This is a genomic window from Pseudomonas sp. JUb52 (assembly GCF_004341115.1).
GTDB lineage: Bacteria > Pseudomonadota > Gammaproteobacteria > Pseudomonadales > Pseudomonadaceae > Chryseomonas > Chryseomonas oryzihabitans.
The window spans coordinates 53,631-69,515 of record NZ_SLYS01000014.1 but is presented as its reverse complement, the minus strand read 5'-3'; the positions used below and the strand labels follow the sequence as shown (position 1 = coordinate 69,515).

The following is a 15,885-nucleotide window of genomic DNA, read 5'->3' as shown; positions in this document are numbered from 1 at the left end:
GGGTCAGACCTCTCTGGCCAGGCGCAGGCCGGAGAACTGCCAACGCATGGTGGGATAGAAGAAGTTGCGATAGGTGGCGCGCACATGGTCCTGGGGCGTGGCGCAGCAGCCCCCGCGCAGGACCATCTGCCCGGACATGAACTTGCCGTTGTACTCGCCCAGACTCCCCGGCAGCGGTTTGAAGCCGGGATAGGGACGGAAGGCGCTGCCGGTCCACTCCCAGACGTCGCCGAACAGCTGGCGCATGCCCTGGCCTGCGCTGGCGACCGGTTGCAGGTGATCCCGGTCGACGAAGTTGCCCTGGATCGGCTGGCGCGCCGCCACGGTCTCCCATTCCGCCTCGGTGGGCAGGCGGGCGCCGGCCCAACTGGCGTAGGCATCGGCTTCGTAGAAACTCAGGTGGCAGACCGGAGCGGCGGGATCCACCGGAGTCAGACCGCCCAGGGTGAAGTGGTGCCAGACACCATCGAGCTTCTGCCAGTACAGCGGTGCCTGCCAGCCGAGGGTGCGAATGGCCGCGGCGCCGTCGGACAGCCAGAGATCGCTGCGGCCGTAGCCGTTGTCCTCGATGAAGGCCAGGTATTCGCCATTGGTGATCAGGCGATCGGCCAGCTGGAAGTCGTCGACGAACTGCCGATGCACCGGCGTCTCGCAATCGAAGGCGAAGCCGTCGCCGCCATGGCCGACATGCCGGACGCCGCCCGGATGCGCTTCCCAACCCAGGGGCGCGACTGCGGTCGCGGTCCCCTTGGCCAGGTCCGCGCGATAGACCGGGTGCAAGGGGTTCTGCGCCAGGATGTGCTTGATGTCCATGAGCAACAATTCCTGGTGCTGCTGCTCGTGGTGCAGACCCAGCTCCAGGCGCCGGGCGATCTCGGCGGCATGTTTGGCGGGCGGAGCGCCGAGCAGTTCGGCCATGGCCGTGTCCACCGCCGCGCGAAAGCGATAGACGTCGTCCACGCCGGGCCGCGACAGGTGCCCGCGGGCCGCCCGGGGAAAGGGCTTGCCATGGGTCTCGTAATAGGAATTGAACAGGTAGTCGTAGGCCGGATTGGGCGTCTGGTAGCCCTTGAGGAAGGGCTTGAGGATGAAGGCCTCGAAGAACCAGGTGACGTGGGCCAGGTGCCATTTCGGCGGACTGACGTCGGCCATGCTCTGGATGACGTAATCCTCGACGGTGAGCGGGGCACAGAGTGCCTCGCTGGCCCTGCGCACACGCTGGAAGCGCTCGAGCAGGGTGGTAGCGGTGTCACTCGCTGCGGGCAGCTCGCGGGCGAGAGGATTCATGGCGTTCTCCCTGGTCGGCCTTTTGGTTGTCAGGAAACCGACCGGGCGGCATGAGTTTAGTTCGCCCGGTTATGACGGGCGGTCTCGCTCGCTGCCGTCTACCACCAGGTTTCCAGCTGCACGCCGAAATTGTTGCCGTGGCGGGCATCGCCGAAGGCACCGCTGTCGGACAGCGCCGTACCGGCCACCGCAGCATCCTGGGCACCCCGGTTCCAGCTGGCGTAGGTCCAGTAGAGGCGGATTTCCGGTCGGTCCATCAAGCCCATGCCGCCCAGCGCCAGGGTCGGCGCCACGGTGACCTTGTTCAGCTTGCGAGTGGCGCCGCTGTCAGGATGGATCTGGTCGTGGCCGAACTCCACCTGCAGCTTGAACAGGCGGGTGAAGGCATAGCTGGGCCGCACGCCGAAGGAGTACCAGGTCTGGCCGCCATCCCCGGGCGCGCGGTCGCGCTGATAGAGCGCCAACAACTGGCCGCCGAAGCGCGGGGTGAGTTGCCAGCGCGGCGATTCGAGCACGCGCAGGCTCTCGTACTCCCTGTCGGCGGTCAGGCTGCCGGTGGCGCCCAGGCCGGTACCCGGCCCACGGCCGTATTGCACGGTGAAGACATTCACCCCGCCAAAGAACTGCGACTGCTTGTGCTCGGCGGTGGCCGACCAGCCGCTATGGGCGTTCTGCACCTGGCCGGCGCGCTGGATATAGGACAGCCCCAGTTCGATCTCGCCACCGGGATTGGTCTTGATGCCGCCGAGGTTCAGGTCGTGGCGGTTGGCCTTGTCCGGCTGATCGATGTTGTCTTCGCGACTGAAGGCGTAGCTAAGCCGCAGGCCACTGTCGCCCAGGCCATAGTCCTCTACGCCGAAACCGGTGCCGCTCGGATTCCAGTAGTAGCAGTCGTTGATATGAATGTCATGACGCTTGTAGTAGCGGCGGCCGGCCCAGAGGCCGCCGCCATTGAGCGCCGGCAGGCTGAGACTGGTCCAGATCTGTGGCAGGCGCACGTTGCCGTTGTCGCCGCTGAAGGTAGGGGTCTGGTCATAGACATTGTAGAGGCTGGCCATGCCATGCACCTTGAGTTCGGTGCCATCGACGCCCCTGTACAGGGTCTGGTGCAGTTCGAGCTCCCAGTAGGTCTCGCATTCGTTACCCAGGCGGTACTTGGCTGGTGCCCCGGGCAGCTGGAAGCAGCTCTGCTTGCCGCCTTCCGCGGAGCCGCCGACACCTACCCGGCCGTAGCCGCTGAATTCCAGCGCCGTGGCGGTCAGCGGCAGGCTACCGGCCAGCAAGGCAAGGCAGGACGCGGTACCGGCTTGGCGGAGAACTCTACTCATCCCGAAAATCCCTGTGTGGTTGGCGAACGCCGATCGGACCTGGCGTCAGTCCCATAAGTTGCGTGAAAACCCTGGCCATTCAAGGGCTTGGGTCGGTTCCACCGCCACGGTGAAGGGGGGCGCAGGCGGCGGCCTGAAGAGAATGGTTGACGACCATGCCCATCGCTGGCGACGCTGAGGTTTTTGGCCAGGGAAAGTATTACAAGATGAAACCGACGCTGCTGATGGCCCCGCAACTGCCCCAGGGACTGGTAACCCAGCTAGAAGCTCATTACCGGGTACTGGGGCCCTTTTCGCCGAACGATCCCACGGCACTGCCCGTCGGTGCCCAGGAGGCGGTGGCGCTGCTGACCATTGGCGGCCTACCGACCCGTGCCGCGCTGCTGGACGCGCTGCCGGCGCTACGCCTGGTGGCCTGCTACGGCACCGGCTACGAAGGGGTGGACCTGGGGGCCTGTCACGCGCGCGGCATCGCCGTAACCACCGCCGGTGATGCCAATGCCACCGCCGTGGCGGAATTCACCTTCGGCCTGATCCTGGCCAGCGCGCGCCGCCTGCTGCAGGGCGATGCCTTCGTCCGCAGCGGCCGCTGGCAGGGCAACGCCGTCGAGCGCATGCCCCAGGTCCCGGGCCTGGCCGGGCGGCGCCTGGGCATCTATGGCCTGGGCGAGATCGGTCGGCGCATCGCCCGGCGCGGCGAGGCCTTCGACATGGAGATCGGCTATTTCAATCGCTCGCCGCGGGAGGGCCTGGGCTATGCCTATCACGGCAGTCTGCTGGAGCTGGCGCGCTGGAGCGATGTGCTGGTGGTGGCGGTCAGGGCCAGCGCCGAGACCGTCGGGGCAGTGGATGCCGAGGTCCTGGCCGCACTCGGCGCAGAGGGCCACCTGGTCAATATTTCCCGCGGCAGCGTGGTCGACGAAGACGCCCTGGCCGAGGCCCTGGAGCAGGAGGTGATCGCTGGCGCGGCGCTGGATGTCTTCGCCCGCGAACCCGAGGTGCCCGAGCGCCTGCGCCAGCAACCCAACCTGGTGCTCAGCCCCCATGTCGCGGCCAATGCGGCCTCGGCCCAGCAGGCCCAGCAACAGGTTATGCTGGCCAACCTCGACGCCATGCTGCAGGGAGGCGAATTGCGCAATCGCATCGCCTGAGCCGCCGGTCGGCTTGGGTTGTGGCCCCTGATGGCCACTCCCATATTGGGCGCATGACCTCGAACTCGCCTGCCGCCGTCCTGGCGGACTTTCACCAAGCGCCGCGCAGCTGGTTCACGACGCGCTTCCCCGCCCCGACCGAGGCGCAGCTGCAGGCCTGGCCGGCCATTCGCGCCGGCGCCTCGGTGCTGGTGGCGGCCCCCACCGGGTCGGGCAAGACGCTGACCGCCTTCTTCGCCGTGCTGGATGGGCTGGTGCAGGAGGCGTTGCAGGAGGGCGGCCTGCCCGAGGCCTGCCTCTGGCTCTATGTGTCGCCGCTCAAGGCCTTGTCCAACGACATCCGCCTCAATCTCGAAGAGCCTCTGGCCGGTATCGGCGCGGCGCTGGAGTCGCGTGGGTTGCCGCCGCTGGCGTTGCGCACGGCGGTGCGCACTGGCGATACCCCGCAAAAGGAACGGGCCGCCATGCGTCGGCGTCCGCCACATCTGCTGGTCACCACCCCCGAATCCCTCTATGTGCTGCTGGGTTCGGATTCCGGGCGACGGATGCTGGCGAGCGTGAGGGGCGTCATCGTCGACGAGATCCACGCCATCGCCGATGGCAAGCGCGGCAGCCACCTGACCCTGAGTCTGGCGCGGCTGGAAGCCCTGACCGGGCATCCGCTGCAGCGCATCGGTCTGTCCGCCACCCAGAAGCCGCTGGCCGCCGTGGCCGCCTTCCTGGTCGGCCGCAATGCCGAGGGGCAGCCGCGACCCTGTACCGTCATCGACATCGGCCATCAGCGCGCCCGCGACCTGGCGCTGGAGGTGCCGCCCATTCCCCTGGAGGCCATGCTTTCCACCCAGGCCTGGGAGCTGGTCTACGACCGCCTGGCCGAGCTGGCCGAGGCGCACCGGACCACCCTGGTGTTCGTCAACACCCGTCGCCTGGCCGAACGCATGGCGCGCCAGCTCTCGGATCGCCTCGGCAACGCCCAGGTCGCCGCCCACCACGGCAGCCTGGCCAGGGAACAGCGACTGGACGCCGAGCAGCGCCTCAAGCGCGGTCAGTTGCGCCTGTTGCTGGCGACCGCCTCCCTGGAGTTGGGCATCGACATCGGCGAGGTCGACCTGGTCTGCCAGATCGGCTCGCCAGGCTCCATCGCCGCCTTTCTGCAGCGGGTCGGGCGCGCCAATCACCAGGTCGGTGGCCTGCCCAAGGGACGGCTGTTTCCCACCTCGCGGGACGACCTGGTGGAATGCGTGGCGCTGCTCGATTGCGTGCGCCGCGGTGAGCTGGATACCCTGCACATCCCCCAGGCGCCGCTGGACGTCCTGGCGCAGCAGCTGGTGGCCGAGGTCGCCTGCCAGGAGTGGTCGGAAGCCGGCCTGCTGGCCGTGCTGCGCCAGGCCGAACCCTATGCCGGGCTGAGCGAGGCCGACTACCGGGCCGTGGTGGAGATGCTCAGCCAGGGTTATACGGATCGCCGCGGTCCGCGCGCCGCCTATGTGCATCGGGACGCGGTCAACGGACTCCTGCGCGGCCGCCGGGGCGGCAAGGCGACCGCCGTGATGAGCGGTGGCACCATTCCGGAAAGCGGCGATTTCAGCGTGCTGCTCGAACCCCAGGGTCATACCGTTGGCAGCGTCAACGAGGATTTCGCCTTCGAAAGCCTGGTGGGCGACGTCTTCCAGCTGGGCAACACCGCCTACCGCATCGTCAAGATCGAAGGCAGCAAGGTGCGGGTGGAGGACGCCAAGGGGCAGCCGCCCAACATTCCCTTCTGGCACGGCGAGGCGCCGGGGCGCAGCGATGAGCTGTCGGCCGGCCTGGCGCGGCTGCGCGCGGATCTCGAGCCCTTGCTGCCCGCCCAGGACGAGCCCCCGGAACCGGCCATTGCCCGTATCGGCGCGGCCTATGCGCTGGAGGAGGGTGCGGCGCGCCAGCTGGTGGATTACCTGGGACGAGCGCGCCAGGCGCTGGGCGCCTTGCCGACCCAGCAGACCCTGGTGATGGAGCGTTTCTTCGACCAGGCCGGCGGCATGCAGCTGATCATCCATGCGCCCTTCGGCAGCCGTATCAACCGCGCCTGGGGCCTGGCCCTGCGCAAGAGATTCTGCCGCAATTTCAATGTCGAGCTGCAGGCGGCGGCGACCGAGAACGCCCTGATCCTCTCATTGGCCACCAGCCACAGCTTCGTGCTCGACGAGGTCTGGCGCTATCTGCATCCGGCCACCGCCGAGACCGTGCTGATCCAGGCGCTGCTCGACGCCCCGCTGTTCGCCGTGCGCTGGCGCTGGAACGCTACCACGGCCCTGGCCCTGCCGCGCTTCAGCGCCGGGCGCAAGGTGGCCACCCAGGTGCAGCGCATGCGCAGCGAAGACCTCCTGGCCACGGTCTTTCCCGATCAGGTGGCCTGCCTGGAAAATCTCGCCGGCGAGCGCCAGGTGCCGGAGCATCCGCTGGTTCGCCAGACCCTCGACGACTGCCTGCACGAATCCCTCGACAGCCGCGGTTGGCTGGCCCTGCTGGCACGCATCGCGGCAGGCCAGCTGACCCTGCTGACCCGCGACCTGCCGGGACCCTCGCCACTGGCTGCCGAGGTGCTCACGGCCAAGCCCTATGCCTACCTGGACGACGCGCCCGTCGAGGAGCGGCGGACCCTGGCGGTGCAGAATCGCCGGTTCGGCGGCGCCGATCCGGACGAGCTGGGTGCCCTGGATCCGGCGGCCATCGCCCTGGTTCGAGAGGAAGCCTGGCCGCGGCTGGAGAGCGCCGATGACCTGCACGAAGCCCTGCTCGGCGTCGGCTTTCTCACCGAGGCGGAACTGGCACCTCACCAGACCCAGGCGCGCCAGCTGGTCAAGGCCGGGCGGGCAGGGCGGCTGCGGCTGCCGGCCGCGACCCTCTGGATCGCGGCCGAACGACTGCCGTTGTTCCAGGCACTGTTTCCAGGCGTTGCCACGGAGCCGGCGCTCAGCCCGCCGCCGGGTTTCGCAGCGCCCGCGGATGCCGAGGCAGCGCTGGTAGAAGTCCTGCGCGCGCGTCTCACCGCCCTCGGTCCTATAGACCAGGATGGACTGGCCGCCAGTCTCGGGCTGCCGCCGGCGCAGCTCAGGCCGGCGCTGCTGGCTTTGCAGGGAGAAGGCTATGTCCTGCAGGGGCGCTTCACCGAGGCAATCGACGCAGTGGAATGGTGCGAGCGCCACCTGCTGGCGCGGATCCATCGCTACACCTTAGGGCGGCTGCGCAAGGCCATTGAACCGGTTGCCCTGGCCGACTACCTGAGATTTCTGCTGGAGCATCAGCATCTGGCCGGTCCGGCGACCCTGAGGGGTGGCGAGGGCCTGGAGCAGGTGATCGGCCTGCTGGAAGGCTTCGAGGTCGCCGCCGCCGGCTGGGAAGGCGAGATCCTGCCCAGTCGCCTGCCGGATTATCAATTCACCTATGTCGACGACCTCTGCCGCGCCGGTCGCGTGGTCTGGCTGCGTCTGCCGCAGACGGGACGCGGTGGCGGCGGACCGGTGAAGGGCTCGCCCATCGTCCTGCTGCCGCGCCGCCACCTGGCCGACTGGAACAGCCTCACCACACCTGCCGCGGTCGAGGCCCTGCCACCCAAGGCGCAACGGGTGCTGGACGCGCTGATACGCCGAGGTGCGTCCTTTTTCGACGAACTGCTCGGCGAGTCGCGCCTGCTGCGCAGTGAGCTGGAGACCGCCCTGGGCGAGCTGGTGGGGGCCGGCGCGGTCAACGCCGACAGCTTCGCCGGCCTGCGCGCCCTGCTGCAGCCGGCAGCCAAGCGCGGCAGCGGGCGCAGCGGTTCGCGCCGCGGGCGCATGGCACTCTATGGCGGGATGGACGATGCCGGTCGCTGGGTCGCCTTGCGGCCAGCCGAGGCGCCGGAGGAGGCGCGACTACCGGATGCGCTGCTGGAGCGGCTGGTCGGAATGCTGCTGCGCCGCTATGGCGTGCTCTGCTGGCAGCTGCTGCAGCGCGAAAGCGCCGTCTTGCCGCCCTGGCGCGATCTCTTGCGCGCCTGTCATCGCCTGGAAGCCCGTGGCGAAATCCGCGGCGGGCGCTTCATCGCTGGTTTGTCCGGCGAGCAATTCGCCGATCCGGCGGCCATCGCGCCCCTGCGCGAGTGGCGCCAGCGTCCGGCGGAAGATTTCTGGGTGTGCGTCTCGGCGCTGGATCCCCTCAATCTGGTCGGTACCTTGCTGCCCGGCGCCAAGGTGCCCGCCGTGGCCGGCAATCGCCTGCTCTATCGCGACGGGGTACCCATCGCCGCGCGAGTGGGAACCAAGGTCAACTGGTTGGTGGAGCTGGAAGCCGGGGAACAGGTGCGGGCGCGGCAGGCCCTGCAGCAACTCGGAAGGGAACGACCCCAGGTCGCAGTTGGGCGCAGCCTGCTGCGGCAGTAAAGACTAGAAGAAGGGGTGCGAGGCCTTGAGCATCAGGGCGCTGTCGCAGTAGGTGTTGTGACCCGAATACACCGAGCAGTCGGCGCCTCTCAGGCTGGTGCCGCTATAGGTCAGGTTGAACAGGGTATTCACCCACTTGCGACTCAGATTCACCGACCAGTCGTTGAAGCTGCGCACCATGCCGCCGCTGTCGAGGGTCGAGGGTACGTCCAGCACATAGTTGGTGTACTTGAGCGAGACGCCGGTCTTGATCAGCGGCAGCGTCCCCAGGTCGGCATAGACCGACGCGTTGTGGCGACCCGGGTCATTGGCGAAGGCCGCGCCCAGGCGCTTGCCGTAGACGGTCATCCCGGAGTACAGCTCGCGACTGGGATCGACGTTCTGGATCAGGTTGCTGTAATTGATCACGCCCAATTCGTAGCCATAGCCCGGCGCGAAGCGGTGCTTGTAGCCGGCGTAGGTATCCATCTCCAGCAGCGGCGCATCCGCGGACGAGGCGTTGTTGGTCGTCCACTGGCCGAAGTACAGACCGCTGTCGTGGGTAAGATCGAAGCCACCGCCCATGCCGGCGGAGTTCGGCGCGACCAGGCCCTGAGCCATGCTGCGTGATGGCGCCGTGCCCATCTTCAGATCGAAATCCCCCACCTCGCGCTGCATGCCCCAGCTAGCCGCCATCGCCGGACTGGCCAGGAGCCCGAGAACGATGAAGAGAGGTAAGGATCTGGTCATGGGAGCACTCCTGCCGTGCCGGTCACGCGAACTTGAAAAAGGATGTGATGGGGATAACAACAAGCAGGGAAAACATCGAGGTGCGAGCACCCTGATGACATCGTTGTTATTGGATGAGAAACCGCGGCTAACCCGTTATCGTCACGCGATGATAACCAACGATGACGACGTTTTTTCACCATTCGTCAGGTTTTGGGTCAAGCATTGAACTCGCTAACGATATCGAGACAGACCCATTTGATATGAGTTCCGACAACAATCGGCAGGAGTGACCTGTACCGGAGCGGGGCAGCGGAGCCCTAGAGCTCCTGGCAAAAGACACACTTTTTGACAAAGCGCAGCCCTGTTGCGACGAACAACCGCAGGGTAGTGGATTGAATCGACCCGGGAAGACTCAATATTGTGGAGTAGGGCAGCGAGGTCTGCCCGCCAAGGCTGTCCCTGATAGAGCGCTGGCTCGAGGAGTTTCCATGAACGACCGTATACAAGCTCTGATGCTGGACCTGCTCGCGCGACTCGGTCTGGTCAAGGCCATCCCGATTCCCAGCCGTGAACGCGAGCAGCTCGCTGCCCAGCGTCGTCGCCAGCAGCAGCGCCGTTAAGCGCCACTGGCCTTGACGGACGCGAACCCGGCCGGCTGGAGCCGACCGGTTCGCGCGAGGTCCCCTGGGCGGGGACCCAGGCTCACTTGAGATTGCCGCTGAGGAACTGGCGCAGGCGTTCGCTACGCGGATTCACCAGCACTTCGCTCGGCGGACCTTCCTCCTCCACCACCCCCTGGTGCAGGAACAGCACCTGGGAAGACACCTCGCGGGCGAAGGCCATCTCGTGGGTCACCATGAGCATGGTACGTCCCTCTTCCGCCAGGGCGCGGATCACCTTGAGCACCTCGCCGACCAGCTCCGGGTCCAGGGCCGAGGTAGGCTCGTCGAACAGCATGATCTCCGGTTCCATCGCCAGCGCACGAGCGATGGCGACCCGTTGTTGCTGACCGCCGGAAAGGAAGGCGGGATACTGGTCGGCGACCCGGGCGGGCAAACCGACCTTGTCCAGGTACTTGCGCGCGCGGTCTTCGGCTTCCGCCTTGCCGATACCCAGGGCCTTGCGTGGCGCCAGGGTGATGTTGTCCAGCACGCTCAGGTGACTCCAGAGATTGAAGTGCTGGAAGACCATGGCCAGGCGGGTACGCAGATTCTGCAGCTGGGCCGCATCGGCCACCCGGACGGCACCGCGATCCTCGGCCATGCGAACGGTCTCGCCGTCCAGGGTCATGGTTACGGCGTTGGGCTGCTCGAGGAAGTTGATACAGCGCAGGAAGGTGCTCTTGCCCGAGCCACTGGCGCCGATCAGGCTGACCACATCGCCGGTCTTGGCCTTGAGCGAGACGCCCTTGAGCACTTCATGGTCGCCGTAACGCTTGTGCAGGCCTTCGACGGTCAGTTTGTACATGGATAGGGATTCCACAGCAGAAAAGGGGTAGGGATCACGGCGAGAGCAGGTAGCCGCTGCGATAGGCCTCGGTGCCTGCCACATGGGCGATCACCATGCCGGCCGTGGCCATACGGCGATTGGAACGCGCATAGAGGATGCCGGCGACCGCGCTGCGCACCTCTTCGACGCGATCGCTGATGGGATCCACGACCTGCGCCAGCACCTGGCCGACCGCGATGCGCTCGCCCACCTGGGCCTTGAGCACCAGCACACCCCCTTGGGTGGTCGCCACGGGCTCCACGGCCGCCAGGGGCGTGGCAGGTTGCAGCAGGGGCGGCAGCGGGGCGGCGGCGCCGCTCAGGAAGTCCTGATGGCGCAGGTAGTTGACGATGGCCTCGGCGTCCGCCGCGGCGAGTTCGTCACGCACGTCCAGCTGGCCGCGCAGCTCCAGGGTCACCGACAGGCTGCCCAGGGGCAGGCGTTCGCCAAAGCGCTGGTTGAGATTCCACCAGAGCAGGGTGAAGCATTCGTCGAAGGACTGACCGCCCGAATCGGTGGCGAGCAGACTGGCTTCGGAACCGAAGTAGCGCGCCAGCGGCTCGACCTGGGGCCAGGCTTCCGGCGTGGTGTAGAGATGCGCCACGGCGTCGAAGTCGCAGTGCAGGTCGAGCACCACCTCGGCGTCGCAGGCCAGGCGCTGCAGGGTCAGCCGCTGACTGTCGAGCTGGGTGGTGGCGGATTCCGCGGCCAGGGCCTCGCGAAACGCCGCGCGTACCAAAGCCTGGTTGGCCGCCACGTCGTCGCCGAGGCGCGCGGCGACGACGGCCTCCACCTGGGCGGTCATGTCGCGGAAGCGCCGATTGAAGTTCTGCCCCGTCTCCAGCTCGTAGCGGCCGAGGTGGACATCGGCGACCTGCTGGTCCTGGCCGATGGGATTGGCTACCGGCACCAGCACCACTTCCGCCAGGAGTTCACCGGCGGCTTCCAGCGCCTTGAGGCGCTGCTTGAGGTGCCAGGCGGTGAGCATGCCGGGCAATTCATCGGCATGCAGCGAGGCTTGGATGTAGACCTTGCGACCGCTGTCGGTGGGGCCGAAGTGGAAGCTGTGGATGCAGCGCTCGGTGCCCGGGACCGGGGCGACCAGCGGATGGGTGAGATGGCGCATGACAACTCCGGGGCCGCGCCGGACGCGGCCGCTTGGGTCAGTGGGTCGGGCCGAGGAAGGCCAGCCAGCGGCGCTCCGCCAGGCGGAACAGGCCGATCAGGATGAAGGACACCGCCAGGTACAGCAACGCGGCCAGGCCGAAGGCCTGGAAGGTCAGGAAGGTGGCGGTGTTGGCATCGCGGGCGATCTTGAGCAGGTCCGGCACCGTGGCGGTGAAGGCCAGGGTGGTGGAGTGCAGCATCATGATGACCTCATTGCTGTAGAAGGGCAGCGAGCGGCGCAGCGCCGAGGGCAGGATCACGTGCACATAGAGGCGCCAGCCGTCCAGGCCATAGGCCTTGGCCGCCTCGACCTCGCCATGGGGGGTGTTGCGGATGGCCCCGGCGAAGATCTCGGTGGTGTAGGCGCAGGTATTCAGGGCAAAGGCCAGGATGGTGCAGTTCAGGCCGTCGCGGAAGAAGCTGCCCAGCATCGGCTGGTCACGCACGAAGCCCAGGCTGTAGATGCCGGTGTAGCAGATCAGCAGCTGCAGATAGAGCGGGGTGCCGCGAAAGACGTAGGTGTAGAAGCCGATCGGCCAGCGCAGCCAGCGACGCTCCGAGACCCGGGCCACCGACAGCGGCACCGAGACGATGAAGCCGATCACCACCGAGGCCACCAGCAGCCAGAGGGTCATGGCCAGGCCGGTGATGTGGTAGCCATCGGTCCACAGCAGCGGTTTCCAGTATTGCTGCAGGAGTTCGATCATCGCTTGGCCTCCCGCACGCCGACGTGATAGCGCCGTTCCAGTGCCCCGAGGATGGCGTTGGTCACGGCGGTGATGAGCAGATAGATGACGCCGGCGACGATCAGGAAGTAGAACAGCTTGAAGGTGCCCTTGCCGGCCTCCTGGGAAGCGCGGACCAGATCCGCCAGGCCGATGATGGAGACCAGCGCGGTAGCCTTGAGCAGCACCTGCCAGTTGTTGCCGATGCCGGGCAGGGCGAATCTCATCATCTGGGGGAAGGTGATCAGGGTGAAGGTCTGCCAGCGGCCCAGGCCGTAGGCCAGGGCCGCCTCGCCCTGGCCGCGCGGCACGGCGAGGATGGCGCCGCGAAAGGTCTCGGTGAAGTAGGCACCATAGATGAAGCCGAGGGTGGCGATGCCGGCGGCCATAGGATCGATGTCGATGTAGTCCCAGCCCATGTAGTCGGTGAGGGCGCCCAGCCAGTTCTGCAGGCTGTAGAAGATCAGCAGCATCAGCACCAGATCGGGCACGCCGCGGATCAGGGTGGTGTAGCTCTGGGCAATGAAGCGCAGGGGCGCGAGGCGCGACAGCTTGGCGGAGGCGCCGAGCAGGCCGAGGATGACCGCCACGACCAGCGCGAAGCCGGCAAGCTTGAGGGTCGTCAGGGTGCCTTCCAGGATCAGCGGGCCGTAGCCATGCAGGCTGAGCGTGCCCAGTCCGATGGACTGCAAGAAGGAGTCGAAGGAATTCTGCTGCATGCGTCTTGGGAGAATCGCCTGGTGAGGCCGCGGGCGCCGTGAGCGCTGGCGGTCATACGTAAAACGCCCCCGGTGGCACCGGGGGCGTCTGCCGAACCGATCTTACTTGGGATCGTAGAGGTTCAGGTCGCCGAAGTACTTCTTCTGGATCTTGTCGTAGGTGCCGTCGGCATGGATGGCCGCGATGCCCTTGTTGACGAAGGTCTTGAACTCGTCGTTGCCCTTGCGGATACCGACGGCGGTATCGGCCGGCAGCAGCTCGTCGTGGATGGCGGTGTTGGTGTAGCCCTTGCCCTGGGGCGACTTCATGAAGCCACCTTCGGCCTGCAGCATGTCCTGCATGGCGACGTCGATACGACCGGATACCAGGTCGGCATAGACCTGATCCTGGTTCTGGTAGCTCTGGACGTTGACGCCGTTGGGCGCCAGCTTCTGCTTGGCGAAGGTTTCCTGGATGGTGCCCTGCTGCACGCCCACGGTCTTGCCCTTCAGGCTTTCCGCGGTGGCCTGCAGGTTGGCGCCTTCCTTGGTGACCATGGAGGAGGGACCCGACCACAGCAGGTCGGAGAAGTCGATCTGTTCGGCACGGGCCGGGGTCTTGGTCAGCGAGGACAGGATGCCGTCGAACTTGCGCGCGCGCAGGCCGGGGATCAGGCCGTCGAAGTCACTCACCACCCACTTGCACTTCACTTCCAGCTTTTCGCAGATGGCGTTGCCCAGCTCGATGTCGAAGCCGACGAAGCTGCCATCGGCGGCCTGGGATTCGAAGGGCGGGTAGGTGGTGTCCACACCGAAGCGGATCTCTTTCCATTCCTTGGCCATCGCCGAACCGGCGGCCAGACACAGGGCGAGCGCAGAGAGAGTCAGCCAGCTTTTTTTCATGTCGGATCCTAGTGCGAATGTGGATGAAATCATGGCGCCAGTACGACGCCCGTGCCCTCGCGGGAGCAATAAGCTTACCAGTCGGCGAAGATCGTCCCAAATCTGTACGCGGTTGCCGCGTTGGTTACATCCTGTAGCAGCCGACCCGGCCAAACGGCGCGCATTATGCACCGGAAAGGCGCGGCTTTCCTGCTTGGGGCGGACGAACGCACTGCTTTGGGTCTAAAAAGACACACGTGCGCCAAAGGTGGGCAGAAAGGTAGCAGAAGACCTGATTCGATAAGACATCGTATCTACTCGGTAGCAACGGCGGCGTGCAGCTGTGTGCAAAGGAAACGGGAGCGAGGCGAGATGACCTGTCGGGGAAAGGTGATGACATCTGGCGTTCTCTACCAGGTTGAGGTCGACGACCACTACTGCAATCGACACTGCGGCTTTCTGCCGCGACCGCCGGGGACGGGTCTGCACAACTTCCCGAAGGCGCTGGGCTAGCCGGTGGCGCGAGGCCTGGGCAGGTTGCTGACGCTGATCGCGCTGGCCGCGCTCTATGGGGCGCTGCATGATCAGGTCAGCTATGGCCTTGGTCCGGATTACTTCACCTGCCTGAAATTTCCGCAATTCGGCCTGCTCGACACGGCGCTGGCGCCTCGTTGGCGAGCGGCCAGGGTCGGCCTGCAGGCCGGCGCGGTGGCCGGACTGCCGCTGGGCCTGGCGCTGCTCTGGCTGGCGCGCGGGCGTCCTGCCGGTGACCGCTATCTCTGGCGCGGTAGCGCGGCCGTGCTGCTCGGGGCGCTGGGCTGTGCCCTGCTGGGCCTGTCCCTGGGCTGGCTCGCCCTGGAGCTGGGCAGCGTCCCTCAGGTGCCGGCCTGCGTGCAGGACCGTCGTGGCTTCCTGCTGGCGGCCTGGATGCACGATGGTAGCTACCTGGGAGCCTTGCTGGGTTTGCTGGCGTTCGCCTGGCGCAATCGGCGCCGCCGCTGAAGGCCGCCGAGCCCCCGTTCGACGCCGGCTTCCAGCGCCAGAAAGAGCAGGGCGACCGCGCCGCCGAGCAGGGTGCTGCCGATCCGTTCGCGGGCAATGCTGGCCTCGGCGGCGCCGGCCAGGGCGACCATCAGTACCGTGGTGCCGGTGATGAACAGCGTCTGCAGCGAATAGCGCCCGTCCTGCAACAGATAGGCACCCGCTGCGCACAGCAGGCAGGCACCGGCCAGGACCGCGCGGGTGTCGTCGAGCCAGACCACCGCGCCCGCCAGCAGGCAGCCGGCCAGGGTGCCGCCCAACCGACCGAGGCCGCGCCGCCAGGTATCCCCCAGCCGTGGCTTGAGCACCAGCAGGGCGGTCATGGGCGCCCAGTAGCCGTGACCGTAGTCGAGCAGGCCGGTCAGCGTCTGGCAGAGGGCGACCACGGCAGCAGCATAGAAGCCGTACCGACCGAGGCGAAACCTGTCCGCGAACAGCACCACGACCTCGTGGAAGTGGGCCTTCAGGGAGCCGGTGCGCAGCCGCCAGTGGGAGCGGTAGAGCGCCTTTTGCACCAGGGCGAAGAGCACCAGCTGCAGCAGCCCGCCGCCCAGCACCAGCCCGCCCCGCAGCAGCGCCTGGTGCAGGTCGCCGGGAAAGCCGCCGGCCACCAGCAGGGCGACCGTCCATTGCTGGGTGATCCACCAGGGGCCGTTGCCAACCGCGAACAGCCAGGCGCAACAGGCGGCCCAGAGGGCGCCGGCCAGGACCAGCGCCGGCAACTGATGGCCCAGCAAGGAGCCGACCACGGCGGAAAAGGCCATCCCCAGCGCCGCCACCAGCATGGGCGCCAGGGGTTCGGCGGCAAAGCTCTTGTAGGCGCCGAAGCCGACGGTATAGGCGCCGCCCAGGGCCACCACGCAGGGTAGCCAGGCCTCCGTCCACCCGCCGGCGAGCAGGATGATCGCCAGCGCCGGCAGGCAGGTGATCGCCAGGGCCCAGCGCGGTTCCTGCGGGGCGCCTATGGCGCCATCGGCGGCCGGCGGCGCGGTCTGACCGGCCATGCG

General features: G+C 67.2%; 13 protein-coding genes. 4 read left to right on the top strand and 9 right to left on the bottom strand.

The window, feature by feature from the left end:
• Positions 1–3: 3 nt before the first annotated feature.
• Positions 4–1,287 (bottom strand): ergothioneine biosynthesis protein EgtB, encoded by a 1,284-nt coding sequence (egtB, locus tag EC839_RS20220; protein ID WP_132833101.1) that lies wholly within the window; start codon positions 1,285–1,287, stop codon positions 4–6.
• Positions 1,288–1,385: 98 nt separating this feature from the next.
• Complete coding sequence (locus EC839_RS20215; protein WP_132833100.1) at positions 1,386–2,615, bottom strand: carbohydrate porin; 1,230 nt, start codon at positions 2,613–2,615, stop codon at positions 1,386–1,388.
• 206 nt (positions 2,616–2,821) lie between these two features.
• Between EC839_RS20215 and EC839_RS20210 the strand changes: the two genes are divergently transcribed.
• Both EC839_RS20210 and EC839_RS20205 read left to right on the top strand, forming a co-directional pair.
• Positions 2,822–3,766 carry an NAD(P)-dependent oxidoreductase gene (locus EC839_RS20210; RefSeq protein ID WP_132833099.1) on the top strand — a complete coding sequence of 315 codons (945 nt, stop codon included), beginning with the start codon at positions 2,822–2,824 and terminating at the stop codon, positions 3,764–3,766.
• Between the two features lie 53 nt (positions 3,767–3,819).
• Positions 3,820–8,166, top strand: coding sequence for a DEAD/DEAH box helicase (locus tag EC839_RS20205; RefSeq protein ID WP_132833098.1), 4,347 nt, complete (start codon positions 3,820–3,822; stop codon positions 8,164–8,166).
• A gap of 3 nt (positions 8,167–8,169) precedes the next feature.
• On the opposite strand, the gene EC839_RS20200 is transcribed toward EC839_RS20205, so the two are convergent.
• A complete protein-coding gene (locus EC839_RS20200) occupies positions 8,170–8,895 on the bottom strand; it encodes a TorF family putative porin (protein ID WP_132833097.1) in 726 nt (241 codons plus the stop codon).
• Positions 8,896–9,365: 470 nt separating this feature from the next.
• Between EC839_RS20200 and EC839_RS24655 the strand changes: the two genes are divergently transcribed.
• On the top strand, positions 9,366–9,497 hold the full coding sequence (locus EC839_RS24655) for a hypothetical protein (protein ID WP_007158915.1): 132 nt from the start codon (positions 9,366–9,368) through the stop codon (positions 9,495–9,497).
• Positions 9,498–9,579: 82 nt separating this feature from the next.
• On the opposite strand, the gene EC839_RS20195 is transcribed toward EC839_RS24655, so the two are convergent.
• From EC839_RS20195 to EC839_RS20175, 5 genes are all read right to left on the bottom strand, one after another.
• Positions 9,580–10,344, bottom strand: a complete 765-nt coding sequence (locus tag EC839_RS20195) for an ABC transporter ATP-binding protein (RefSeq protein ID WP_132833096.1) — start codon at positions 10,342–10,344, stop codon at positions 9,580–9,582.
• Between the two features lie 34 nt (positions 10,345–10,378).
• Complete coding sequence (locus EC839_RS20190) at positions 10,379–11,491, bottom strand: succinylglutamate desuccinylase/aspartoacylase family protein (protein WP_132833095.1); 1,113 nt, start codon at positions 11,489–11,491, stop codon at positions 10,379–10,381.
• A gap of 37 nt (positions 11,492–11,528) precedes the next feature.
• Positions 11,529–12,239, bottom strand: coding sequence for an ABC transporter permease (locus EC839_RS20185; protein WP_007158912.1), 711 nt, complete (start codon positions 12,237–12,239; stop codon positions 11,529–11,531).
• Positions 12,236–12,976 carry an ABC transporter permease gene (locus EC839_RS20180; RefSeq protein ID WP_132833094.1) on the bottom strand — a complete coding sequence of 247 codons (741 nt, stop codon included), beginning with the start codon at positions 12,974–12,976 and terminating at the stop codon, positions 12,236–12,238. Before EC839_RS20180 ends, EC839_RS20185 begins: the two co-directional genes overlap by 4 nt.
• Positions 12,977–13,078: 102 nt before the next feature.
• Positions 13,079–13,858 carry a transporter substrate-binding domain-containing protein gene (locus tag EC839_RS20175; protein WP_017642290.1) on the bottom strand — a complete coding sequence of 260 codons (780 nt, stop codon included), beginning with the start codon at positions 13,856–13,858 and terminating at the stop codon, positions 13,079–13,081.
• A gap of 516 nt (positions 13,859–14,374) precedes the next feature.
• Here EC839_RS20175 and EC839_RS20170 point away from each other — a divergent pair.
• Positions 14,375–14,839 (top strand): hypothetical protein, encoded by a 465-nt coding sequence (locus EC839_RS20170; RefSeq protein WP_132833093.1) that lies wholly within the window; start codon positions 14,375–14,377, stop codon positions 14,837–14,839.
• Here the strand turns inward: EC839_RS20170 and EC839_RS20165 are convergent.
• Positions 14,779–15,882 (bottom strand): FUSC family protein, encoded by a 1,104-nt coding sequence (locus EC839_RS20165; RefSeq protein WP_132833092.1) that lies wholly within the window; start codon positions 15,880–15,882, stop codon positions 14,779–14,781. The two genes, EC839_RS20170 and EC839_RS20165, sit on opposite strands and share 61 nt — an antisense overlap.
• Positions 15,883–15,885: the final 3 nt, after the last annotated feature.

Bases quoted from the DNA above. Each gene is read 5' to 3' on its own strand.
- egtB (WP_132833101.1), bottom strand. From the start codon at position 1,287: ATGAATCCTCTCGCCCGCGAGCTGCCCGCAGCGAGTGACACCGCTACC.
- EC839_RS20215 (WP_132833100.1), bottom strand. From the start codon at position 2,615: ATGAGTAGAGTTCTCCGCCAAGCCGGTACCGCGTCCTGCCTTGCCTTG.
- EC839_RS20210 (WP_132833099.1), top strand. From the start codon at position 2,822: ATGAAACCGACGCTGCTGATGGCCCCGCAACTGCCCCAGGGACTGGTA.
- EC839_RS20205 (WP_132833098.1), top strand. From the start codon at position 3,820: ATGACCTCGAACTCGCCTGCCGCCGTCCTGGCGGACTTTCACCAAGCG.
- EC839_RS20200 (WP_132833097.1), bottom strand. From the start codon at position 8,895: ATGACCAGATCCTTACCTCTCTTCATCGTTCTCGGGCTCCTGGCCAGT.
- EC839_RS24655 (WP_007158915.1), top strand. From the start codon at position 9,366: ATGAACGACCGTATACAAGCTCTGATGCTGGACCTGCTCGCGCGACTC.
- EC839_RS20195 (WP_132833096.1), bottom strand. From the start codon at position 10,344: ATGTACAAACTGACCGTCGAAGGCCTGCACAAGCGTTACGGCGACCAT.
- EC839_RS20190 (WP_132833095.1), bottom strand. From the start codon at position 11,491: ATGCGCCATCTCACCCATCCGCTGGTCGCCCCGGTCCCGGGCACCGAG.
- EC839_RS20185 (WP_007158912.1), bottom strand. From the start codon at position 12,239: ATGATCGAACTCCTGCAGCAATACTGGAAACCGCTGCTGTGGACCGAT.
- EC839_RS20180 (WP_132833094.1), bottom strand. From the start codon at position 12,976: ATGCAGCAGAATTCCTTCGACTCCTTCTTGCAGTCCATCGGACTGGGC.
- EC839_RS20175 (WP_017642290.1), bottom strand. From the start codon at position 13,858: ATGAAAAAAAGCTGGCTGACTCTCTCTGCGCTCGCCCTGTGTCTGGCC.
- EC839_RS20165 (WP_132833092.1), bottom strand. From the start codon at position 15,882: ATGGCCGGTCAGACCGCGCCGCCGGCCGCCGATGGCGCCATAGGCGCC.